The organism is Rahnella sp. Larv3_ips (assembly GCF_003697865.1).
Taxonomy (GTDB): Bacteria; Pseudomonadota; Gammaproteobacteria; order Enterobacterales; family Enterobacteriaceae; genus Rahnella; species Rahnella rivi.
The window spans coordinates 142,718-164,951 of sequence record NZ_MJIB01000011.1 but is presented as its reverse complement, the minus strand read 5'-3'; the positions used below and the strand labels follow the sequence as shown (position 1 = coordinate 164,951).

The window sequence follows — 22,234 nt, the reverse complement described above, 5'->3', positions numbered from 1 at the left end:
CCGCCACGGGTGATGGTTTTAGTCACAGCTGGTTTCGGCGCCATCGCGGTTTTAGGCACGTTCATGGTTCGGCCGCCAGCCGTTGCAGGACCGTAGTTTTTACCGGTTGCATCAACGAATTTACCGTTCGCCGGGCTTGCCGGATTTTTAGAACTGAAGAGTGGCTGCTGTGCATACGCGCCACCACTCATCATACGGCCCATCATGTAGCCTGCCATCAGTGGCATCCACATGCTGCCACTGCTCTGGCCTTCGGCAGAAGCCACACCAGCCTGTGCCGGCGTTTGTGTGCACTGACCTTCGCCGAATTCGGCAATACAGTCTTCGCGGCTGGCGTATTTCGGGGCGGTTTTTTCGGCGTCTTTTTTCGCGGCATCATAAGCTGCGACACACTGCGCGCTGCCGGACGGATTCGCTTTGGAGCAGTCATCCGCGTTCTGATACAAAGAAACCGTTTCGTCGGTTTTTTCACAGCCAGCCAGCATAAATACGGCGCTGACAGCCAGTGCGACAGGCGTCATTCGAGAGCTGCGCCAGGATTTTCGGAAGGTTGCCAGGTTGACGTGTTGTGTCCGTTTCATCGTTCTTATCCCATTCACAGGGCTTTTTCGCCCTTTCCCAGTAGGGTTTAAGGATAGGGGAAAGCGGGTTATTGTTAAAGCAGCGAAAGCCAATTGTTACCAGACTTTACAGAGGGACGTGACGGAGACAAAAAAAAGCAGCCTTTTCAGGCTGCCTCAGGGGATTTCGCTCTACAAAACGGTGTCTTTCAGACTCAGTTTTGGAAAGGATTTCTGCTTTTCTGCGCAACTGGCGCTGTGGTGGTTGCGCTGGCTCTTTCAGTGCGTGGTGCAGTTGCCTGCGTGCCGTCACTGTTATAGCCGTCAGCCGCCGCATCCTGATTTGGCGTTTCAGGCGCAACCTGATCCGGCGCCGTAGGTACCGGTTTACCCAGCGCACCATTGAGTGCCAGCAGGTCACTTTCGTTCAGTGTACCCAGCGCTGACTTGATGTTCAGCTGGTTAATCAGATAGGTATAACGCGCGCTGGAAAGCTGTTGCTTGGCGTTGTACAGCGTGGTGGTGGCATCGAGCACATCAACGATAGTTCGGGTACCGACCTGGTAACCGGCTTCCATTGCATCTAAAGAACTCTGAGCAGAAACAACGGCTTGTTTATAAGCGTTGATGCTGCTGATAGAGGCAGAGATGTTGTTGAAGGAGGAACGAACGGTTTGAACCACGCTGCGGTGTGCGCTTTCAAGCTGTTCGCTTGCACCCACGAAGTTGTACTGAGCCTGTTTCACCTGAGACGTGACAGAACCGCCGCTGTACAGTGGCAGAGAGAAGCTCAGGCCAATTTTATTCTGGCCAGCGTCGGCATCCTGATAGCTTGAAGCGCCACCGGTTTTGTCGCCGTTGTATTTGGTGTTGCTGATGCCGGTAGAGGCGGTCAGATCCACCGTTGGCATATGGCCGGTTTCAGCATAACGGATTTGCTCGCGAGCCAGGTCTTGTGACAGACGTGCTGACAGCAAGCTCAGGTTACGGCTTTCGGCTTCTTTCAACAGCGTGGCGACCGGTTGCGGGCGCGTGGTGTTGAAATTGTCAACGTTGAGAGAAGACAGCTGCGGGTAATAAGTCCCGGTCACCTGACGCAGGGATTCCAGCGCATTATCCAGGTTGTTGCGTGCGGTAACTTCATTCGCCAGCACGGTGTCGTATTGTGAACGGGCGTTCTGCACGTCAGTGATGGCAACCAGGCCCACGTTAAAACGCTGAGTGGTTTGATCTAACTGACGGTAAATAGCCTGTTTCTGCGCTTCGGTATAAGAGAGTGAATCGATCGCACTCAATACATTAAAATAGGCTGTCGCAGAATTAAGGATCAAAGATTGTTGATCCGTCTGATAAGACACATCCTGAATCCCGGCACTTTTTTCCTGCAACGTCAGGGCGCGCCATTTTGACATATCAAAAAGGGTCTGCGTTAATTGCAGGCTGGCGCTGCCAACATTGCTGTTTACGCCATTCGCATCGCGGTAACCATTGGTATAACCATAATCCGCACCCAAACCGAGTTGCGGTAATAAAGGACTGCGGCTTTCGTTAATTTTTTCGAATGCGGCATCCCGGTCAGCAGCTGATTTACGCAGGTCGGGGTTACTCGTCCTGGCCTGCTGATAGACCTGCATCAGGTTTTCGGCCTGGCTTATCGTACTAAAGCCGCCCAGGCTGAGTCCGATGAGAAGGGGGAGCAGTTTCTTCATTTGCATTCCTTGTTGTGCAGCAATGTTGTTATGTATGGTGACGCAGTCAAATAATCGAATAGACGCGGATTCTAGCAGAGACAGGCTAGCGGGTAGGTTGGCTTAACGTGCCTTACCCGCGGAATGAGCCTAAATCTATCACAAACAACCTTGATTATTATTAACGCATTTTCATCAAATTGACCTCAAAAGGCGATAAATTACCTTTATGAGGCATTAAAGGAGAACGCTCCATGTCTTCATTTAAAGGTTCACCGGTAAGTTTCGGCAAAGATGATGTAGAAATTATTGCACGTGAGCCACGATATAAAGGTTTTTTTTCTATTATTGCATATCGGTTTCGCCATCGTTTGTTTAATGGCGAGATGAGTGGCGAGGTTGTACGTGAGGTTTTTGAACGCGGGCATGCCGCGGTGTTATTACCTTATGATCCGTCACGCGATGAGGTGGTGTTGATCGAGCAGATCCGCATACCATGTATTGATTCCAGTGATACACCATGGCTTCTGGAGATGGTCGCCGGTATCATTGAAGAGGGCGAAACGGTAGAAGAAGTCGCCCGCCGTGAAGCGCTGGAAGAAGCGAACATTGTGGTGAAGCGTTGCAAACCGGTGCTGAATTATTTAGCCAGCCCCGGCGGTACCAGCGAACGTCTTTCCATTATGGTCGGTGAAGTCGACGCCACAACGGCAGAAGGAATTCACGGTCTGGAAGCAGAGAATGAAGACATCCGGGTACACGTCGTCAGCCGCGAGCAGGCTTACCGCTGGGTGGAAGAAGGAGCGATAGACAATGCGGCATCAGTGATTGCTCTGCAATGGCTGCAACTGCACTATGAATCCCTGAGAAAAGAGTGGGCCAACGAATGATTAAGCGCTATACCCCTGATTTCCCTGAAATGATGAGATTGTGTGAAACCAATTTCGCACAATTGCGACGTTTAATGCCGCGCACCGATGAGCCCGGCGAAACAGTGACATATCAGGTAAGTAGCGCCAAGTATCGTCTGACGATCCTCGAATCGACACGCTATACGTCTCTGGTGGAGATAAAACAAACGGCACCTGCGGTCAGTTACTGGAGTCTGCCGTCGCTGACGGTTCGGCTTTATCATGATGCGATGGTGGCTGAAGTGTGTGCAAGTCAGCAGATTTTCCGCTTCAAAGCACGTTATGATTATCCTAATAAAAAGTTGCATCAGCGTGATGAAAAGCATCAAATTAACCAGTTTCTTGCGGACTGGCTGCGTTATTGCCTTGCGCACGGAGCGATGGCAATTCCGGTTTGTTAGACAGACTTCAATAACAAGGGAAACGATTTGGAAAGCCTGTTTAAACTGCCTTTGGTAAATGGGGCCAAAGTCAGAGTTCTACAGATTACAGATACCCATCTTTTTGCCGGTGAAGATGAAACGTTGTTGGGCGTGAATACGTTTAACAGCTATCGCGCGGTGCTGGACGCTATAAAGGCGCAGCAGCGTGAAGTCGATATCATCGCCGCGACGGGGGATTTGGCTCAGGATCAGTCGGTGGCGGCATACCAGCAGTTTTGCCGTGGCATCAGTGAACTGCCTGCGCCTTGTGTCTGGCTTCCGGGAAACCATGATTTCCAGCCAGCGATGTTTGACACCCTGCGCGAAGCCGGGATCATCCCGTCGAAGCACGTGCTGGTTGGCGAACACTGGCAAATCATTCTGCTTGATACTCAGGTATTTGGCGTGCCTCACGGTGAGCTGAGTGAATATCAGCTGGAGTGGATGGAGCGCTGCCTGCAGGCCTGGCCTGACCGCTACACCCTGCTGATGCTACATCATCATCCGTTGCCCTCCGGGTGTACCTGGCTCGATCAGCACAGCCTGCGCAACGCGCACATGCTGGCCAATACACTGGTGAACTACCCGAAAGTGAATACGCTGCTGTGCGGGCATATTCATCAGGAACTGGATCTCGACTGGTATGGCCGTCGCTTGTACGCCACGCCATCAACCTGCGTACAGTTCAAACCTCACTGCACCAATTTTACGATTGATACCGTTGCACCGGGCTGGCGTTATCTGGATTTGTATCCGGATGGTCGCGTTGAGACGCAGGTATTTCGTCTTGAATCCACAGAGTTTCATCCCGATACGGAATCGGACGGCTACGAATGAATACCCTTTTGTATCTGCACGGGTTTAACAGTTCGCCTAATTCCGCGAAAGCCACGTTAATGAAAAACTGGCTGGCGGAACATCATCCGGCCATCGAGATGGTGATCCCCCAGCTTCCGCCGTATCCGTCCGAAGCGGCAGAACAACTGGAAACACTGGTGATTCAACATGCCGGTAAAAAACTGGGCATTGTCGGCTCCTCGCTCGGCGGCTATTACGCGACCTGGTTGTCGCAGTGTTTTGCCGTCCCCGCGGTGGTGGTGAACCCGGCGGTGAAGCCTTATGAGCTGCTGATCGACTTTCTCGGGCAAAATGAGAACCCCTACACCGGCCAACAATATGTGTTAGAGTCACGCCACGTTTACGATCTGAAAGTGATGCAGATCGAACCGCTGGAGTCACCGGATTTACTCTGGTTATTACAGCAAACGGGCGATGAAGTTCTCGATTACCGTCAGGCTGTGGCCTATTACACCACCTGTCGCCAGACGGTCGAACCCGAGGGAAATCATGCATTTGTCGGCTTTGAACGCTATTTTTCGCCGATTGTCGATTTCCTCGAACTGGCCGCAGACTAATATCGCAGGGTGACGTTTTCCCCGGATTTTTGGCGTCTGCGCGCTGCCAGTGCTTTCCTCCCGCCCACATACTGTATCGTTAGCCCACAAACCTATGAGCCACGAATAATCAACGATGAGCCAATCTACTTATAACGCGGATTCCATAGAGGTCCTCAGCGGACTCGAACCGGTGCGCCGCCGTCCGGGCATGTACACTGATACCACCCGGCCAAACCACCTCGGCCAGGAAGTTATTGATAACAGCGTGGATGAGGCATTAGCCGGCCACGCCAAACGCATCGAAGTGATCCTTCATGAAGACCAGTCGCTGGAAGTCATCGATGATGGCCGCGGCATGCCGGTGGATATCCACGCCGAAGAGGGCGTGCCCGCAGTCGAACTGATTTTCTGCCGTCTGCACGCAGGCGGTAAATTCTCCAACAAGAACTACCAGTTCTCCGGCGGCCTGCATGGCGTGGGGATCTCAGTGGTTAACGCCTTATCTAAACGTGTCGAAGTGGCGGTAAAACGCGGCGGCGAAGTGTATGAGATGGCGTTCGAAAATGGCGATAAAGTGCAGGATTTGCACGTTACCGGTACCTGCGGCAAACGCAATACCGGCACCAGCGTACATTTCTGGCCAGACGTCAGTTTCTTCGACAGCCCGCGTTTTTCGGTCAGCCGCCTCAGCCATTTGCTGAAAGCCAAAGCCGTACTGTGCCCTGGCGTTGAAATCATTTTCAAAGACAAGGTGAATAACACCGAGCAACGCTGGTGTTACGAAGACGGGCTGACCGACTACCTGATGGAAGCGGTAAACGGCCTGATCACGTTGCCTGAAAAAGCCTTTGTCGGGGCCTTTGCCGGTGATATCGAAGCGGTAGACTGGGCGCTGCTGTGGCTGCCTGAAGGCGGTGAGCTGCTGACGGAAAGCTACGTTAACCTGATCCCCACGATGCAGGGCGGGACGCATGTTAACGGACTGCGTCAGGGCCTGCTGGATGCAATGCGTGAGTTTTGCGAATTCCGCAATATTTTGCCGCGCGGCGTCAAACTCTCGGCGGAAGATATCTGGGAGCGCTGTGCCTATGTGCTGTCGGTAAAAATGCAGGATCCGCAATTCGCCGGTCAGACCAAAGAGCGCCTCTCCTCGCGGCAGTGCGCAGCATTCGTTTCCGGTGTGGTGAAAGATGCTTTCAGCCTGTGGCTGAATCAGAACGTGCACGCAGCAGAACAGCTGGCGGAACTGTGTATTTCCAGTGCGCAGCGTCGTTTGCGTGCCGCGAAAAAAGTGGTGCGTAAGAAACTCACCAGCGGCCCTGCGCTGCCGGGCAAACTGGCGGACTGTACGTCGCAAGACCTGAACATGACCGAACTGTTCCTGGTGGAAGGGGATTCCGCAGGTGGTTCTGCCAAACAGGCGCGCGATCGCGAATACCAGGCGATCATGCCGCTCAAAGGTAAGATCTTAAATACATGGGAAGTCTCTTCTGACGAAGTGCTGGCGTCTCAGGAAGTGCACGATATTTCCGTGGCGATCGGTATTGATCCCGACAGTGAAGACCTCTCACAACTGCGCTACGGCAAAGTCTGTATTCTTGCGGATGCGGACTCCGACGGTTTACACATCGCCACGCTGCTTTGTGCGCTGTTTGTCCGCCATTTCCGTTCACTGGTTCGCGGCGGTCACGTGTATGTCGCCATGCCGCCTCTTTATCGTATCGATCTGGGCAAAGAAGTGTTCTATGCGCTGGACGAGCAGGAAAAAGAGGGTGTGCTGGATCAACTGAAACGCAAAAAAGGCAAACCGAACGTACAGCGCTTTAAAGGGCTGGGTGAGATGAACCCGTTGCAGTTGCGCGAAACCACGCTCGATCCTAATACCCGTCGTCTGGTTCAGTTGACCATCGACGAAAATGATATCGACCAGACGCTGCGCATGATGGATATGCTGCTGGCGAAAAAACGGTCGGAAGATCGCCGTAACTGGTTGCAGGAAAAAGGCGATACAGCCGAACTGGACGTCTGATCCCTCAGCATGTTCCAAAAAAAATGCCGGACGCTTTGCAGCTCCGGCATTTTTGTTTTCTGATCCGCGCAGATCTTACGATTACGCTTTTTCGATAATATGGATCACTACATCCAGCACGTCGGCTTTAATGTTTTCGCGGTGTTTGTCCATGTGCGCTGCCTGCTGATGCGCTTCAAGATGCGCCAGGCTTTCCCAGTCTTCCAGCATGAAAATGGAATCAGGTACGGTTTTACGCCATGGGATCTGGCCGTTGAAATCAATGTAAGGCTCATAGCGATGGCAGCCTTTCTCTTCGAGAACGCTGGGCAACAGCGCGGTAATCTTTTCCATAACCGACTCACGACGGCCCGGTTTTACTTTGATTTCGGCGATAACAGTGATCATAACTACCTCATTACACGAATGACTTTTTACCTTAGGCCTGACCGAACACATTTTCAAGGTGTGCACGATAACGGGCGAAATCACCTTCGACGTCAGGTTGCTTGATCACATCGTTACACATGAACGTCGGCAGGGTGTCCAGGCCGATGAACTGGTTGGCTTTATGCTGCGCCAGGTACACGCCGTCAACGCCCACGCCGTGGAAGAACTGTTCTTTATCTTCGAACGCTTCCAGCGGTGCGTTCCAGGTGACGGAAAGCATGTAGCATTTGCCCTGTAACAGGCCGCCGGAACCGTATTTTTTCGCGGCATCAGAACGGGTACGGCCATCGCTGGCGTACAGTTTACCGTGGCCTTCGGTGAAGACTTCATCGATGTATTTTTTCAGCGTCCACGGCATGCCCATCCACCAGCCCGGTTGCTGATAAATGATGGCGTCGGCCCACAGATAGTTCTCGATTTCGGTTTGCACGTCGTAACCCTCTTCCAGCACAGTGACGCGCACGTCATGGCCTTTATCGCGCAGAAAGCTGGTGGCGACGTCGGTCAGGCTGTTGTTCAGCGCGCCTTTTGAGTGGGCAAAGGTTTTACCGGCATTGATGATCAGGATGTTGCTCATGGAGTTTTCCTTAAATTGAATTCTGGCCTTCAGGCTGTTACCACACAGTGTACCCAACCCTGTATCGCGAAAAAATGTGATATTGCGCACAAGACTATTGACGCAGATGCAATAATTGACCGATTTAGCTGACAAATGAGCGCGATGCCTGTCCGGTAATTGCTTAAAAACAACGCATAAACACAGCAACTGTGACAGCAATACGGCAGATGATGTACTATCGCGGACATCATTGCCTCGCGGCGGGTGCCTTTGCGTGCCCGCGCGGCAAGCTTCCTTAATTTCCAAAACGATAACGCCACGGGTCTGAGGATTAAACATCAATGAGCGAAATGACTCATGACGGAACAGAGCGTTTAGCACTGCACACGTTTACTGAGAACGCCTATCTCAACTATTCCATGTACGTCATCATGGACCGCGCGCTGCCGTTTATCGGTGACGGCCTCAAGCCGGTGCAACGCCGTATTATTTACGCGATGTCCGAGCTGGGCCTGAGTAATAACGCCAAATTTAAAAAATCCGCCCGTACGGTGGGTGACGTGCTGGGTAAATACCATCCGCACGGCGACAGCGCCTGTTATGAAGCGATGGTGCTGATGGCTCAGCCGTTCTCCTACCGTTATCCGCTGGTTGACGGGCAGGGTAACTGGGGTGCGCCGGATGACCCGAAATCCTTCGCGGCGATGCGTTATACCGAATCACGTCTGTCTAAATATGCAGAAGTGCTGCTGCGTGAGCTGGGTCAGGGTACGGTGGATTATGTCCCGAACTTTGACGGCACCATGCAGGAGCCGAAAATGCTGCCTGCGCGTCTGCCGAACATTTTGCTGAACGGCACCACCGGCATTGCCGTGGGGATGGCGACGGACATTCCGCCGCACAACATCCGGGAAGTGGCGGCCGCGGCAGTGGCGCTGCTGGAAAAACCGGGTAGCTCGCTGGATGACCTGCTGGAATTTGTGCAGGGTCCGGATTTCCCGACCGAAGCCGAAATCATTACGCCGCGCAGCGAAATCCGCAAAATGTACGAATCGGGCAAAGGCTCGGTGCGCATGCGTGCGGTCTGGCATAAAGAAGACGGCAGTGCGGTGATCACCGCGTTGCCGCATCAGGTGTCTGGCGCGAAAGTGCTGGAGCAAATCGCCAGCCAGATGCGGGCTAAAAAACTGCCGATGGTCGAAGATCTTCGTGACGAATCCGATCACGAAAACCCGACCCGCCTGGTGGTGGTGCCGCGTTCCAACCGTATCGATCTCGATCAGGTCATGAATCACCTGTTCGCCACCACCGATCTGGAACGCAGTTACCGCATTAACATGAATATGATCGGCCTGGATCATCGTCCGCAAGTGAAAGGACTGGTGGAAATTCTGACCGAATGGCTGGCCTACCGCCGTGATACCGTGCGCCGCCGCCTGAACTTCCGACTGGATAAGGTGCTTAAGCGCCTGCATATCCTGGAAGGTTTACTGACGGCGTTCCTGAATATTGATGAAGTTATTCACATCATCCGTACCGAAGACGAACCCAAACCGGTGTTGATGCAACGTTTCGAACTGTCGGATACGCAGGCTGAAGCCATCCTTGAGCTGAAATTACGCCACCTGGCAAAACTCGAAGAGACCAAAATTCGGGGTGAGCAGGACGAGCTGGCGAAAGAACGCGATCAGCTGCAGGCGCTTCTGGGCTCTGAACGCAAACTCAGCACGCTGATCCGCAAAGAAATTCAGGCTGATGCCGAATCCTTTGGTGATGAACGCCGTTCGCCAATAACGGAACGCGAAGAAGCTAAAGCGATGAGCGAGCACGACATCCTGCCGTCAGAGCCGGTGACTATTGTCTTGTCTGAATCGGGTTGGGTACGCAGCGCCAAAGGCCACGACATTGATGCCGCGGGGCTGAGCTACAAAGCCGGTGACAGCTTCCGCGCTGCCGCCAGAGGCAAGACCAATCAGCCGGTAGTGTTTATCGACTCCACCGGGCGCAGCTATGCACTCGATCCAATGACGCTGCCTTCCGCACGAGGGCAGGGTGAGCCGCTGACCGGGAAGCTGACACCGCCGCCGGGCGCCACCATCGAACACGTTCTGATGGCGCAAGACGATCAGAAACTGCTGATGGCCTCCGATGCGGGCTACGGTTTTGTCTGTACCTTCAACGATTTAGTGGCGCGTAACCGTGCCGGTAAAGCGATGATTACTCTGCCGGACAACGCCAAAGCCTTTGCGCCAATCGAACTCAATGGCGCCGACGACATGCTGCTGTCCGTGACGGCGGCGGGGCGTATGCTGTTATTCCCGGTGGCTGATTTGCCGCAGTTGTCGAAGGGCAAGGGTAACAAAATTGTTTCAATCCCATCGGCGCAGGCCGCTTCCGGCGAAGACAAACTCGCCTGGTTGCTGGTGTTGCCACCGCAGACGTCGATCACGTTGCACGTCGGAAAACGCAAACTGGTGCTGCGTCCTGAAGATTTGCAGAAATTCCGCGCTGAACGCGGGCGCAAGGGAACCCTTCTGCCACGTGGCCTGCAACGAATCGATCGCGTCGAAGTGGATGCGCCGGTTCGCAGCAAAGGTGGCGACAGCGAAGAATAACGCGCGGGCTTCATGGCACTGACAGGGCACATTTGTGCCCTGTCTACGTTGTAGAGTTCAGCTATTGTTTGAGACTGTTGTGCAGTGCAAAGATTTTACATTTGTATAAACAAAACCGTTGTATAGCGTTGAATCAGGCTTGAGAATAGCTCAGCGCACGGGATCTGAACTGCAAAGGTTTCTTACCGGCTTCGGCTGTAGTTTTAAGAGGATGTTATGTTATTTATTTTACGACTGATAATCGTGGTGATTTACTCGATCCTGGTGAGTATTTTTGGCTGTATTTATTGTCTGTTCAGCCCGCGTAATCCGAAGCATGTGTCGACGTTTGGTAAGTTATTTGGCCATCTGGCCCCCGTTTTCGGCCTGACCGTTGAAAAGCGTATTCCCGCACAAGCGCCGAATAACGGTAAATGTATTTATATCGCCAACCATCAAAACAATTACGACATGGTGACCGCGTCATCGGTTGTGATGCCGGGCACCGTGACCGTGGGCAAAAAAAGCCTGGTCTGGATCCCTTTCTTTGGCCAGCTGTACTGGCTTACCGGCAACCTGCTGATTGACCGTAATAATCGCGCGAAAGCCCACGGGACGATTTCGCAGGTTGTGAATCAGATTAAGAAAAAAGATCTGTCGATCTGGATGTTCCCGGAAGGGACACGCAGCCGGGGACGCGGCCTGATGCCGTTCAAAACCGGTGCTTTCCATGCCGCGATTTCCGCCGGTGTGCCGATCGTGCCGATTTGTGTGTCGAACACCAATGGCAAGGTCAAACTCAACCGCTGGTACAACGGCCACGTCATTGTTGAAATGCTGCCGCCTGTCGATACTACCGGTTATACGAAAGACCGTTTGCGCGAGTTGTCTGAGCACTGCCATAAGCTGATGGCGGATAAAATCGCCGAGCTGGACGCCGAAGTGGCACAGCGCGAAGCCGCAGATAAGAAATAAAATTCACTACCTACCACACCCGCTGCCATTGATGGCGACGGGGCTTACTTATGTTTTCATGGAGAAGATATGTCACTCAGTCGTCGCTCGTTCCTGCAAGCCTCCGGCGTGGCACTTGCCGCAGGTGCTCTGCCATTTAAAGCAGAAGCGAGTGGTTCGCAACCGGCCCTGCCCGTTCCGCCGCTGCTTGAATCGCGTCGTGGACAACCCCTGTTTCTCACTTTGCAGTCAGCCCACTGGTCGTTTCTGGGCGGTGCCAAAGCCCCGGTCTGGGGGATTAACGGCATGTATCTCGGGCCGACGGTGAAAGTGCACAGTGGTGATGACGTTAAGCTGATTTACAGCAACCGTCTGGCAGAACCGGTGTCGATGACCATCAGCGGTTTGCTCGAACCGGGTACGCTCACCGGTGGCGGCGCACGCATGATGTCGCCGGGCGTTGACTGGTCGCCTGTATTGCCTATCCGCCAGCCCGCTGCGACCTGCTGGTATCACGCCAACACCCCTAACCGCATGGCACCGCATGTCTATAACGGACTGGCGGGAATGTGGATTGTGGAAGACGAAATCAGTAAAAATCTCCCGTTGCCGAATCATTACGGTGTGGATGATTTCCCGCTGATCATTCAGGACAAACGTCTGGACAGTTTTGGCGTGCCGCAGTACGACACCCCAGCTTCCGGCGGATTCTTCGGTGATACCATGCTGGTGAATGGCGTGCAAAGTCCGTTCGTGGAAGTTTCACGCGGCTGGGTGCGTCTGCGTTTACTCAATGCCTCAAATGCCCGCCGTTACGAACTGAACATGAGTGATGGCCGCCCGTTCCACGTGGTTGCTTCGGATCTCGGGTTCCTGCCTGCACCGATGACCGTGCAGCGTTTATCGCTGGCGCCGGGTGAACGCCGCGAAGTGCTGGTGGACATGTCGCAGGGTGAAGAAGTGTCGATTACCGCAGGTGAAGCCGCGGGCGTGATGGAGCGTTTACGCGGGTTGTTTGAACCGTCGAGCATTCTGGTTTCCACGCTGGTGCTGACGCTCAAACCGACCGGCCTGCTGCCGCTGGTGACAGATAATCTGCCGATGCGCTTGCTGGCGGATCAAATCCTTTCCGGCAACGTGATCCGCACCCGCGACCTGCGCCTCGGCGACAGTCAGCCGGGTGTGAACGGTGCGACCTGGGATATTAACCGGATTGACCTCACGGCCCAGCAGGGGACGTGGGAGCGCTGGACAGTCCATGCGGATATGCCGCAATCGTTCCATGCCGAAGGGGTGTCTTTCCTGGTGAAAAGCGTCAACGGCGCTGCGCCGCTGGTGGAAGACGCCGGCTTTAAAGATACGGTGTGGGTCGATGGCGATGTGGAGCTGCTGGTGTATTTCAACCAGCCGTCGTACGAGCATTTCCCGTTTGTGTATCGCAGCGGGGCGCTGGAACTGGCCGACCGGGGTTCCGCCGGAAATATGCTGGTTCAGCCGTCGATGTAACGGCGTTTTGCCCGATAAAAAACCCGCCGCGGCGGGTTTTTGTTTTATGACGTTAAACGACTGGTTTACAGATCGTTTTTCGGATCAGGCCCAAGACGCTGGCTCTTGTCGAGCTTAGTGACTTCCGCCAGCTCTTCCTTCTCCAGCTTAAAATCAAACACGTCGAAGTTTTCAAGGATGCGTTTTGGCGTCACGGATTTAGGGATCACAATCAGCCCGTTATCCAGATGCCAGCGGATCACGATCTGCGCTGGCGTTTTGTCGTACTTTTCCGCCAGTTTTTGAATCAGGGGTTGATCAAATACGCCTTCACCGCCCTGTGCCAGCGGGCTCCAGGATTCGGTCGCAATATTGTGCGTTGCGTTCCACGCATGCAGCTGACGCTGTTGCATCAGCGGGTGCAGCTCAATCTGGTTAACGACCGGGAAAATACCGGTTTCATCTTTCAGTTTCTGCAAATGCTCGAGAGGGAAGTTACACACGCCGACGCTCTTCGCCAGACCTTGTTCTTTGAGCTTGAGCAGCGCTTTCCAGGCTTCCACATAGTGGCCTTGTTGCGGTTGCGGCCAGTGAATCAGATACAGATCAACGTAATCTGTTTGCAGTTTTTTGAGGCTGGTTTCCAGCGCTTCAGGTGCGTTCAGCTGATCGTCATTCCACAGTTTGGTGGTGATGAACAGCTCTTCACGAGGAACGAGACGGGCGGCAAGGGCTTCGCCGACGCCTTCCTCATTCTTATAAATGGCGGCGGTATCGATGTGGCGATAGCCGGTTTCAATGGCGGTTTTCACCGCGGCACTGGCTTCCTGATTACTGGCTTTCCATACGCCAAGTCCTAACTGAGGCATCAGGTTGCCATCGTGAAGTTTTATGATGGGTTGCGTTGCCATGAGTTTCTCCTTAATGGGCAGAGTGCCCGCAAAATGCGCGGGCACAGAGAGGGATGGGGCTTTAGCCTGTGACTAAGTCTAGTTAACGAAACAGCATCTTGCTGAGCAAGCTACTGATTTTATTTTCAACGCAAAGCCAGCCGGACCGTTTTTACTGTAAGGCCAAATCGTCGCGCGGAAGATGCTCATTCCTGCTTAAGGCTTGCCTGTTTCTGCTTGTCTCTGTAGAAACCGGGGGGAATATGGCACTATTGATGCCGGTTTATCGAAGGCGGAGAGCAGGAATTATGGAAAATGTGGACAGCTTATGTGCCCGCATGTCAGCACGCGTTGCGCAGCTCAGCGGGGACAAAATACTCAGTAAATCTGCGGTACCGCAGGTCACGCTGATGTACACCACGCAGTACCATGCAAGGCAGCCGGTGCTCTATAACCCTGGCGTGGTGATCCTGTTTCAGGGGCGCAAAGTCGGTTATCTCGGTAAGAAAACCTTCTCCTACGATCCGCATAATTATCTGATGCTGACGGTGCCGCTGCCGTTCGAATGCGAAACCTTTGGCAGCCCGGATCAGCCAATGGCCGGTATACAAATCAGCATTGATAACACGATGTTGCAGGACTTGTTGATGGACATGGGTGATGAAGCGATGGCCAGCCAGCGGGAGTCTTCCACCGGGATCAACTCCGGTATTCTTGATGACGATATTCTGTGTGCCACCGAACGTCTTCTGGATGTGATGGATAAGCCGTTGCACGCCCGCGTGCTGGGGCCGAAGATTATCCGCGAAATCCTGTTCTTCATCCTTACCAGCGAGAATGGCGGGGCATTGCAGGCGCTGGTCAACCGTCACACGCATTTCAGTCAGATCACCAAATCCCTGCGCCGCATTGAGGCTCAGTACGCAGATAATCTCAGCGTGGAAATTCTGGCGAGTGAAGTGAACATGAGCGTCTCGGCGTTTCATCACAACTTTAAAGCGGTCACCAGCACGTCACCGCTGCAATATCTGAAAACCTATCGTTTGCATAAAGCGCGCATGATGATGATTTACGACGGACTCAAAGCCAGCTCAGCGGCCCTGCAGGTGGGGTACGAAAGTGCGTCGCAGTTCAGCCGGGAGTTTAAGCGTTATTTTGGGGTGACCCCAAGCGACGAGATTGCGCGCCTGAGGGAAAGTACGTTTGGCGCATCGGCCAGCGCCGATGCCTCCTTTAAAGCGGTATTCTGACCGGGCGATCCGTGGCGATCATGCGTGGGCTTTGCGGTTTTTCCACAGCACCACGACTCCGCCCGCAAGGCCAATGACCAGCAACACCACCGGTAAAATCATCAGCCCGGCCATGACCTGGTCTTCATGACGTTTAACCAGCGGAATGTGGCTCATGGCGAATCCCAGTGTGATCACCGCGCCTACCCACAGAATAGCGCTCAGCCAGTTAAAGAACTGGAAACGGGCGTTATTCAGGCCGGAAATCCCCGCCATTGTCGGCAGCAGAGTGCGCACGAAAGCCAGAAAACGGCCTACCAGCAGCGCCATTAATCCGTGCTGAGTGAACATCCGGTGGGCGCGCTGATGATAATGCGCCGGAAGCTGCAACAGCCAGCCCCTGACCACGCGGGTATGCCCAAGCCAGCGCCCCTGTATGTAACTCAGCCAGCAGCCGAGGCTGGCGGCAATCACCAGAATAATCAGCGTCGGGAAAAAGCTCATCACCCCTTTGGCGATAAGCGCGCCGGTCAGCAACAGCAGGCTGTCGCCGGGCAGGAAGGAAGCAGGAAGCAATCCATTTTCAAGAAATAGCGTGGTGAACAGGACAGCATAAATGACCCAAAGGAGATTGGGGTCGGCGAGCATAGTAAAATCATGCCGCCAGAGTGCATGAAAAATGTCGCAAATCACTGCCATATTCTTTCCTGTTGCTGTCGTGTGCTTTTCGTAACAATCGCTGTCACTTGCCAGTGTACCGCGGATCCCGCCCGGAGACGTTGATCTGAGATCACTTCAAAAAAGATCGCCTGCCCCGGTAGTGTTCACCGGTACAGGGAGAGCTTACAGATTATTCTCATTTTGCGAATGAAAATCCGACAGATACCTTAACGATCTGCGCGGTACGTCGCAATCCCTGAGGCTCAGGCAGTGCCGATTCGTTCAAACGCCAGGGTCAGATCGGCGATCAAATCATCACAATGCTCCAGCCCGATGTGCAGCCGCACCAGCGTACCGGAGAAATCAATGGTTTCAGCCGGACGGATCGCCTGAATTTCTTCCGGCTGATTGGCTAACACCAGCGATTCAAATCCGCCCCAGGAGTAGGCCATACTGAAGTGTTCAAAGTGATCGAGGTAATCGGAAAGCTGCTGCGTGCTCAGGCGCTGTTTCAGCACGAACGAGAACAAACCGCAGCTGCCGGTGAAATCGCGTTTCCAGAATTCATGACCTTTACTGCCAGGCAGGGCAGGATGGTTGACTACCGCCACTTCCGGACGCTCTGCCAGCCACTGCGCGATACGAAGGCTGCTTTCCTCATGTTGCCTGAGGCGGATGCTCATGGTGCGCAACCCCCGGCTGGCGACGTAGGCCGTATCGGCATCAACCATCTGCCCCATCAGATAAGAATGCTCGCGCAACTGTTCCCAGCAGCGGGCATTGGAAACGGCCGTGCCTATCATCGCATCGGAATGCCCGACGATATATTTGGTACCCGCCTGAATCGAAATATCGATGTCAAACTCCAGTGCCTTAAACAGAATGCCCGCCGCCCAGGTATTGTCGATCATGATGACAACATCAGGGTTCACCGCGCGTACGGACGCCACCATGGCCGGGATATCGGGCACTTCCATCGTGATAGAGCCGGGTGATTCGAGAAACACGACCTGGGTGTTCGGTTGCATCAGAGAACCGAGATCTGCGCCGATATCGGACGGGAAATAGGTGGTGGAAACGCCGAGTTTTTTCAGCACTTTTTCGCAGAAATCTTGCGTCGGTTCGTAAGAGGAACCGGCCACCAGAATGTGGTCGCCGGTGCTGACAAATGACAATACCGCATTACTGACCGCCGCGGCGCCGCAGGGATAAAGCGCGCAGCCCGCGCCACCTTCCAGTTCGACCATCGCTTCCTGCAGCGAGAAATGCGTCAGGGTGCCACGACGACCGTAAAACAATTCTCCGTTAGCGCGGTTGGCGGTGGCGTGTTTTTTATCCGCCACGGTGTTAAACACCAGCGAGGAGGCGCGCTGAATGACGGCATTGACCGAACCTTGCGTGAACTTCTTGTCCCGTCCGGCGCTTATCAGCGCGGTTTCGATTTTCTTCGACGACATAATCCGTGTTTCACCCTGTTTTGTAGAGCGATGCTCTCTGGCATCCGCTGATATCTCATTAACTTAACATGATGAAATCACAGGATCAGGTTTTTGCCGGTTGAATGAGAAAATTTCAGCCAATCTTTTATACAAGGAAAGGCCCGTCAGAAATGACGGGCCTGGCAGAGGTTTTATCCTGTGTAGACGCCGAACAGTTTGGGGAGGAACAGCGAAATCGAAGGAATATAGGTCACCAGCATCAGCACCAGGAACAACACGCAATAGAACGGCAGCATGGCTTTGACGACTTTCTCAATGCTCTGTTTACTGACCGCGCTGGCGACAAACAGCACCGACCCGACCGGCGGGGTGATAAGCCCGATCCCCAGATTCACCAGCATGATCATGCCAAAATGAACCGGATCGATGCCCAGCGATAACACCACCGGCAGCAGGACCGGCGTCAGGATCAGAATGATCGGCGCCATGTCCATCAGCGTACCGATCAGCAACAGCATGATGTTGATCCACATGAGGATCACGTACTTGTTGTCGGAGATCGAGGTGAAGAATTCGGTGATGCGCATCGGCAATTGCATGTAGGTCATCACGGCGCCAAAGCTGGCCGCGAAGCCAATCAGGATCATGACGATACTGACGGTTTTCACCGTGCGGTACATCAGTTTCGGCAGTTCACTCCATTTGTAATCGCGGTAAATGAACATCGTGACGAAAAATGACCACAGACAGGCGATGGCGGCAGATTCCGTGGCGGTGAAAATCCCGCTGAGAATTCCGCCCATGATGATGACGACGGTCATCAGGCCCCACAGCGTGTCGATGAAAATCTTCAGTGCCTGACGAAACGGCACGCGTTCACCTTTCGGATAACCGCGCTGATGCGCAAAGACGACGCACATCACCATCAGGGTCAGGCTGAGCAGTAAACCGGGCAAAATACCGGCGATGAACAGTGCGGCGATCGACACCGTACCGCCCGTGGCGAGCGAGTAAATGACCGAGTTATGACTCGGCGGCGTGAGGATCGCCTGCACCGAGCCGCTGGCCGTGACCGCAGCGGCAAAATCGCGCGGATAACCTTTCTTCTCCATTTCCGGGATCATCACCGAACCAATCGACGCAGTATCCGCCACCGATGAGCCGGAGATCGCGCCGAAAAAGGTTGAGGCGACAATGTTCACCAGCGACAGACCGCCGCGAATGAACCCGACAAAGATATAGGCAAAACTCACCAGCCGGCGGGCAATGCCTCCTTCAGCCATGATCGCGCCGGCCAGAATAAAGAACGGGATCGCCAGCAGTGAAAACTTATTCACGCCGTTGGTCAGCTGGATCATCAGTGCTTCAAGCGGCAGATCGATCCACCAGGCACCGGCCAGCGCGCTGAGGCCAACGGCGTAAGCCACCGGCACGCCGATCGCCAGCATCACCCCCAGCGTTAACAGTAAAATGAGTGCATCCATAAGTCTCTCCGGGTCAGGCGTCGGAATTTCCCAGCATCACGACAGGGCGCTGATGCTGCGGCCCGGCAATGATCTGCTCAATGATGAATAAGATCGTCAGGGCAGAGCCCACGGGCAGCGGTAAATAGGTTTCTCCGGCGGTCAGCAGCGGGAATTCCGCCACCGGCTGGAGCCACAGTTCACTGCACAGATGCAGGCTGTACCAGAAAATGAAGATGCTGATCGCCAGCATCATCAGATCTGACAGCAGCGCCGAGAACTTTTTCAGGGCAGGAGGCAGACGGTCGGTGACCATCGCCACCACGATGTGAGAACCCGCGCGATAACTGACGGCCGCGCCGATAAAGGTGAACGTCACCATACACATGATGGCAACCGGCTCAGGCCATGACAGTGCACTGTTCATGACATAGCGGGCGAATATCCCGATGGGGATCACCCCGACCATCAGCAATAATGCAATCCCGGCAAGCCACATTGCGGCGCGGTAAAGAATGTCCATCAGGGTGTGATATCCGGAAATCATAAAGTCTCCCCCGGTGAGTGTCGGAAAAGGGCAGCGGGAGCTGCCCGTGTCAGAGACAGTGGTTACTGAACGTCAGCGATTTGCTGCATCAGATCTTTATGGTCTTTACCGAACTCATCGCGAACGGACTGGGTGGCCTGAACATAGGCCGCCGGATCGATGTCGTAAAATTTCACGCCGCCCGCTTTCATGGTGGCGAGGGCTTTTTCGTTATAGGCTTTCCACAGTTCACGCTGCTCATCCTGGGCTTCTTTCGACAGTTTCAGGATCAACTGCTGATCTTCCGGTTTCAGCTTGTCCCATTTCACTTTTGAGTACAGGAACAGCTCAGGAATAATGAAATGACGGCTGTAGGTGTAGTTTTTCACCACCGGCAGGTAGTTGTGCGCGACGAAGGTCGGTGGATTGTTTTCCGTGCCGTCGATAACCCCGGTTTGCATACCGCTGAACACTTCACTGACGCCCATAGCGACCGGGTTTGCTCCCATGGCTTTCAGCGTTGCCAGCGCAATCGGGCTGCCCTGAACGCGGATCTTCATGCCTTTCAAATCTTCCGGTTTGACGACCGGTTCTTTGGTGATCAGATTGCGGGTCCCGCCGTCCATCCAGCCGAGAAATACCAGCCGGGAGTTCGGGTTATTGGTAATTTTATCGCCGATCTCTTTGCCAATCTGACCGTCGAGCACTTTGTGCATGTGATCTTCATCGCGGAAAATATAGGGCAGGGTGAACACGTTGATTTCGGGCAGGATTGACGCCACCGGGGTCATTGATACGCGAATAATATCCAGCGCACCGAGCTGCGCCTGTTCAATTTCCTGCTTTTCGTCGCCCAGCACACCGCCGGGGAAGGTTTTGATTTCAAGGCGTCCGTCTGTTTGTTTTTGCAACTTTTCGCCCATATGCTGGACGGCAACGACGTTCGGGTAACCTTGCGGATGCACGTCGGCAGCTTTCAACGTTTGTGCTGACAGGCCGGAAGTGAATAACAGGGTCGCGGAACTCAGGCAAAGGCTGAGAAGTGCTTTTTGCATTTTCATCAGTTTGTCTCCAGGGGAATTCAGTAAGGGAATGAAAAGTTACAGCGAAAATGAACCGGTCTGGCGCGCCGTGCGCTGACGGAACCTCATGTGAATCTTGTAAATTGTCTTATAAATTAAATGGATACAGGGAATTCCGGTGTGTGGTCTTTCCCGGTACATAGACCTTACCTTATTTATAACTGCCGGGTATTTGAGCGTTATCACAAATTAATAACAAATGTAAAATGCTGTTACTTAATATTTAAAACATTGTTTTGTCTTTGATAATTATGTTCAGGCGATTGATTTACTGTGGGATTTTTTACAAAAGTGTGACCCGTGTATAACTGTTGAAGTATTGACCAAAGACTCAAAACCTTGTCATCCGTCAAGGACACCCGCGTCAGCAGGCGGGACAATGTAAATAATAATGAGAACGACTATCAATTAGGTCTTTTTATTTGATACAATTCGGCGTTATTTAACCCATATACACTGATTCTGGCTGGAGGCGACGCGTGAAAACGGCTCGCAATAAGATGAAAAAAACGACTTCAGTATTGATGTCGTTAATGTTGGTGGTTGGCCTGAGCGGTAACGCAATGGCTGCACCTGCGACGCCGGCGGCGAATGCTGTCACTTCTGAAACCACGCAACCGGCACCTGCTGCGGCAGACACCACGCCCGCGCCGGTTATGCAATCCGCACCAGCGGAAGCTCCCGTCATCCCTACCGATCTGTCCGTATTAGGCATGTACCATCATGCTGACGTGGTGGTGAAAACTGTCATGATCGGCCTGCTGCTGGCGTCCGTTGTCACCTGGGCTTTGCTGTTCAGCAAAGGCTCCGAAGTGTTCAGCGCTAAACGCCGTATGCGCCGTGAATTTGATGCGTTGTCTTCCGTGCGTACGCTGGACGAAGCTGCCGAGCAGGCTGAGAGTTTCGCCGCCAGCAGCATCAGCGCACAAATGATCCGCGATGCGCAAAATGAACTCGAGCTGTCTGCCGGTTCCACCGACAACAACGGCATTAAAGAACGCACCGGTTTCCGTCTGGAGCGTCGTGTGGGTGCTGCCGGGCGTCACATGGGCCGGGGCAATGGGATCCTCGCCACTATCGGCGCGATCTCTCCTTTCGTCGGTCTGTTTGGTACCGTGTGGGGCATCATGAACAGTTTCATTGGTATCGCCCAAACCCAGACCACTAACCTTGCCGTTGTGGCGCCAGGTATTGCAGAAGCCCTGCTGGCGACCGCGGTGGGTCTGGTTGCTGCCATCCCTGCGGTGGTTATCTACAACATTTTCGCCCGTACCATCACTTCCTATCGTCATCAGGTTGGCGACGTGGCGGCGCAGATTATCCTGTTACAGGGCCGTGATTTGGATCTGGCTGCCAGCGAAGGCGATGCGCCGCGCGGTCAGACAGGTCAGTTACGCGTAGGATAAGAACAGATTATGGCTATTCGGTTAAACGACGATATCGACGAAAGCGGTGAAATGCATGACATTAACGTCACGCCTTTCATCGACGTTATGTTGGTTCTGCTGATCATCTTCATGGTCGCCGCGCCACTGGCTACCGTAGATGTGCGGGTAGATTTACCGGCTTCCACGGCGAAAGCGCAGCCGCGTCCTGAGAAACCGATCTTCCTGACGGTGAAATCGGACAAACAGCTGTTCCTCGGCGACAGCCCGGTAAATAGCGACAACCTGACTGCCATGCTCGATCAGCGTACTCAGGGCAATAAGCAGAGTACGATTTTCTTCCGTGCAGATAAGACGGTGGACTACGAAACGCTGATGAATGTGATGGATAACCTGCGTAAAGCCGGTTATCTGAAAGTCGGGCTGGTAGGTGCAGAACAGACGGGCGCAGCAGCGGCTCAGTAAGTTATCCTTCAGATCCGAAGCATAAAAAAGGCCAGCATTGCTGGCCTTTTGCTTTGGTGATGTGGCA

General features: G+C 53.7%; 21 protein-coding genes. 11 read left to right on the top strand and 10 right to left on the bottom strand.

The annotated features are described in order from the left end of the window. Together ED901_RS15645 and tolC are read right to left on the bottom strand one after the other, a co-directional pair. Window positions 1–581, bottom strand: a 581-nt coding sequence (locus tag ED901_RS15645) for a DUF1190 family protein (RefSeq protein WP_122096491.1), incomplete at its 3' end; no start/stop codon positions are given. 194 nt (window positions 582–775) lie between these two features. Continuing rightward, the gene (gene tolC, locus ED901_RS15640) at window positions 776–2,269 is read right to left on the bottom strand and encodes an outer membrane channel protein TolC (protein WP_122096467.1); all 1,494 of its coding nucleotides are present in this window, start codon (window positions 2,267–2,269) and stop codon (window positions 776–778) included. A 233-nt stretch (window positions 2,270–2,502) separates the two neighbouring features. Between tolC and nudF the strand changes: the two genes are divergently transcribed. From nudF to parE, 5 genes are all read left to right on the top strand, one after another. After that, entirely contained in the window at window positions 2,503–3,138 is a 636-nt protein-coding gene (gene nudF / locus ED901_RS15635; RefSeq protein ID WP_056772968.1) for an ADP-ribose diphosphatase, read from the top strand. Continuing rightward, window positions 3,138–3,560, top strand: a complete 423-nt coding sequence (locus ED901_RS15630) for a DUF1249 family protein (protein WP_072158072.1) — start codon at window positions 3,138–3,140, stop codon at window positions 3,558–3,560. The genes nudF and ED901_RS15630 overlap by 1 nt, the downstream gene beginning before the upstream one ends. Before the next feature lie 27 nt (window positions 3,561–3,587). Further along, the gene (cpdA, locus tag ED901_RS15625; protein WP_122096466.1) at window positions 3,588–4,418 is read left to right on the top strand and encodes a 3',5'-cyclic-AMP phosphodiesterase; all 831 of its coding nucleotides are present in this window, start codon (window positions 3,588–3,590) and stop codon (window positions 4,416–4,418) included. Continuing rightward, window positions 4,415–4,996, top strand: coding sequence for an esterase YqiA (gene yqiA / locus ED901_RS15620; protein ID WP_122096465.1), 582 nt, complete (start codon window positions 4,415–4,417; stop codon window positions 4,994–4,996). The genes cpdA and yqiA overlap by 4 nt, the downstream gene beginning before the upstream one ends. A gap of 115 nt (window positions 4,997–5,111) precedes the next feature. Further along, a complete protein-coding gene (parE, locus tag ED901_RS15615; protein WP_056772954.1) occupies window positions 5,112–7,007 on the top strand; it encodes a DNA topoisomerase IV subunit B in 1,896 nt (631 codons plus the stop codon). A gap of 81 nt (window positions 7,008–7,088) precedes the next feature. Here the strand turns inward: parE and ED901_RS15610 are convergent, their stop codons facing one another. Next, window positions 7,089–7,394 (bottom strand): putative quinol monooxygenase, encoded by a 306-nt coding sequence (locus ED901_RS15610; RefSeq protein ID WP_056772951.1) that lies wholly within the window; start codon window positions 7,392–7,394, stop codon window positions 7,089–7,091. Window positions 7,395–7,425: 31 nt separating this feature from the next. Continuing rightward, window positions 7,426–8,013 carry an NAD(P)H-dependent oxidoreductase gene (locus ED901_RS15605; protein ID WP_122096464.1) on the bottom strand — a complete coding sequence of 196 codons (588 nt, stop codon included), beginning with the start codon at window positions 8,011–8,013 and terminating at the stop codon, window positions 7,426–7,428. A gap of 323 nt (window positions 8,014–8,336) precedes the next feature. Between ED901_RS15605 and parC the strand changes: the two genes are divergently transcribed. The 3 genes from parC (at window position 8,337) to ftsP (ending at window position 13,049) form a co-directional block, all read left to right on the top strand. Further along, on the top strand, window positions 8,337–10,610 hold the full coding sequence (parC, locus tag ED901_RS15600) for a DNA topoisomerase IV subunit A (RefSeq protein ID WP_056772944.1): 2,274 nt from the start codon (window positions 8,337–8,339) through the stop codon (window positions 10,608–10,610). A gap of 216 nt (window positions 10,611–10,826) precedes the next feature. After that, the gene (locus ED901_RS15595; RefSeq protein ID WP_122096463.1) at window positions 10,827–11,564 is read left to right on the top strand and encodes a 1-acylglycerol-3-phosphate O-acyltransferase; all 738 of its coding nucleotides are present in this window, start codon (window positions 10,827–10,829) and stop codon (window positions 11,562–11,564) included. A 69-nt stretch (window positions 11,565–11,633) separates the two neighbouring features. Further along, window positions 11,634–13,049, top strand: a complete 1,416-nt coding sequence (gene ftsP, locus ED901_RS15590) for a cell division protein FtsP (RefSeq protein ID WP_122096462.1) — start codon at window positions 11,634–11,636, stop codon at window positions 13,047–13,049. 65 nt (window positions 13,050–13,114) lie between these two features. Here the strand turns inward: ftsP and dkgA are convergent, their stop codons facing one another. Then, window positions 13,115–13,939, bottom strand: coding sequence for a 2,5-didehydrogluconate reductase DkgA (gene dkgA, locus ED901_RS15585; RefSeq protein WP_122096461.1), 825 nt, complete (start codon window positions 13,937–13,939; stop codon window positions 13,115–13,117). A gap of 287 nt (window positions 13,940–14,226) precedes the next feature. On the opposite strand from dkgA, the gene ED901_RS15580 reads away from it, so the two are divergent. Further along, window positions 14,227–15,168, top strand: coding sequence for an AraC family transcriptional regulator (locus ED901_RS15580; RefSeq protein WP_056772930.1), 942 nt, complete (start codon window positions 14,227–14,229; stop codon window positions 15,166–15,168). An 18-nt stretch (window positions 15,169–15,186) separates the two neighbouring features. Here ED901_RS15580 and ED901_RS15575 read toward each other — a convergent pair whose 3' ends face one another. The 5 genes from ED901_RS15575 to ED901_RS15555 all read right to left on the bottom strand — a co-directional run bounded on the left by ED901_RS15575 (window position 15,187) and on the right by ED901_RS15555 (window position 20,296). Next, window positions 15,187–15,846 carry a DedA family protein gene (locus tag ED901_RS15575; protein WP_056772927.1) on the bottom strand — a complete coding sequence of 220 codons (660 nt, stop codon included), beginning with the start codon at window positions 15,844–15,846 and terminating at the stop codon, window positions 15,187–15,189. 224 nt (window positions 15,847–16,070) lie between these two features. Continuing rightward, a complete protein-coding gene (metC, locus tag ED901_RS15570) occupies window positions 16,071–17,264 on the bottom strand; it encodes a cystathionine beta-lyase (protein WP_122096460.1) in 1,194 nt (397 codons plus the stop codon). Between the two features lie 173 nt (window positions 17,265–17,437). After that, the gene (locus ED901_RS15565; protein WP_122096459.1) at window positions 17,438–18,730 is read right to left on the bottom strand and encodes a TRAP transporter large permease; all 1,293 of its coding nucleotides are present in this window, start codon (window positions 18,728–18,730) and stop codon (window positions 17,438–17,440) included. Window positions 18,731–18,743: 13 nt separating this feature from the next. Beyond that, entirely contained in the window at window positions 18,744–19,256 is a 513-nt protein-coding gene (locus ED901_RS15560; protein ID WP_056772918.1) for a TRAP transporter small permease, read from the bottom strand. Window positions 19,257–19,318: 62 nt separating this feature from the next. Then, window positions 19,319–20,296 carry a TRAP transporter substrate-binding protein gene (locus ED901_RS15555; protein ID WP_056772916.1) on the bottom strand — a complete coding sequence of 326 codons (978 nt, stop codon included), beginning with the start codon at window positions 20,294–20,296 and terminating at the stop codon, window positions 19,319–19,321. Window positions 20,297–20,817: 521 nt separating this feature from the next. Here ED901_RS15555 and exbB point away from each other — a divergent pair. Both exbB and exbD read left to right on the top strand, forming a co-directional pair. After that, complete coding sequence (exbB, locus tag ED901_RS15550; RefSeq protein ID WP_221298272.1) at window positions 20,818–21,723, top strand: tol-pal system-associated acyl-CoA thioesterase; 906 nt, start codon at window positions 20,818–20,820, stop codon at window positions 21,721–21,723. A 9-nt stretch (window positions 21,724–21,732) separates the two neighbouring features. Continuing rightward, window positions 21,733–22,167 (top strand): TonB system transport protein ExbD, encoded by a 435-nt coding sequence (gene exbD / locus ED901_RS15545; protein WP_122096457.1) that lies wholly within the window; start codon window positions 21,733–21,735, stop codon window positions 22,165–22,167. The last annotated feature ends 67 nt before the right edge of the window (window positions 22,168–22,234 follow it).

Excerpts from the sequence above, each read along its gene's own strand:
- tolC (WP_122096467.1), bottom strand. The coding sequence starts at position 2,269 with ATGAAGAAACTGCTCCCCCTTCTCATCGGACTCAGCCTGGGCGGCTTT.
- nudF (WP_056772968.1), top strand. The coding sequence starts at position 2,503 with ATGTCTTCATTTAAAGGTTCACCGGTAAGTTTCGGCAAAGATGATGTA.
- yqiA (WP_122096465.1), top strand. The coding sequence starts at position 4,415 with ATGAATACCCTTTTGTATCTGCACGGGTTTAACAGTTCGCCTAATTCC.
- parE (WP_056772954.1), top strand. The coding sequence starts at position 5,112 with ATGAGCCAATCTACTTATAACGCGGATTCCATAGAGGTCCTCAGCGGA.
- ED901_RS15610 (WP_056772951.1), bottom strand. The coding sequence starts at position 7,394 with ATGATCACTGTTATCGCCGAAATCAAAGTAAAACCGGGCCGTCGTGAG.
- ED901_RS15605 (WP_122096464.1), bottom strand. The coding sequence starts at position 8,013 with ATGAGCAACATCCTGATCATCAATGCCGGTAAAACCTTTGCCCACTCA.
- parC (WP_056772944.1), top strand. The coding sequence starts at position 8,337 with ATGAGCGAAATGACTCATGACGGAACAGAGCGTTTAGCACTGCACACG.
- ED901_RS15595 (WP_122096463.1), top strand. The coding sequence starts at position 10,827 with ATGTTATTTATTTTACGACTGATAATCGTGGTGATTTACTCGATCCTG.
- ftsP (WP_122096462.1), top strand. The coding sequence starts at position 11,634 with ATGTCACTCAGTCGTCGCTCGTTCCTGCAAGCCTCCGGCGTGGCACTT.
- dkgA (WP_122096461.1), bottom strand. The coding sequence starts at position 13,939 with ATGGCAACGCAACCCATCATAAAACTTCACGATGGCAACCTGATGCCT.
- ED901_RS15580 (WP_056772930.1), top strand. The coding sequence starts at position 14,227 with ATGGAAAATGTGGACAGCTTATGTGCCCGCATGTCAGCACGCGTTGCG.
- ED901_RS15575 (WP_056772927.1), bottom strand. The coding sequence starts at position 15,846 with ATGGCAGTGATTTGCGACATTTTTCATGCACTCTGGCGGCATGATTTT.
- metC (WP_122096460.1), bottom strand. The coding sequence starts at position 17,264 with ATGTCGTCGAAGAAAATCGAAACCGCGCTGATAAGCGCCGGACGGGAC.
- ED901_RS15565 (WP_122096459.1), bottom strand. The coding sequence starts at position 18,730 with ATGGATGCACTCATTTTACTGTTAACGCTGGGGGTGATGCTGGCGATC.
- ED901_RS15560 (WP_056772918.1), bottom strand. The coding sequence starts at position 19,256 with ATGATTTCCGGATATCACACCCTGATGGACATTCTTTACCGCGCCGCA.
- ED901_RS15555 (WP_056772916.1), bottom strand. The coding sequence starts at position 20,296 with ATGAAAATGCAAAAAGCACTTCTCAGCCTTTGCCTGAGTTCCGCGACC.
- exbB (WP_221298272.1), top strand. The coding sequence starts at position 20,818 with ATGAAAAAAACGACTTCAGTATTGATGTCGTTAATGTTGGTGGTTGGC.
- exbD (WP_122096457.1), top strand. The coding sequence starts at position 21,733 with ATGGCTATTCGGTTAAACGACGATATCGACGAAAGCGGTGAAATGCAT.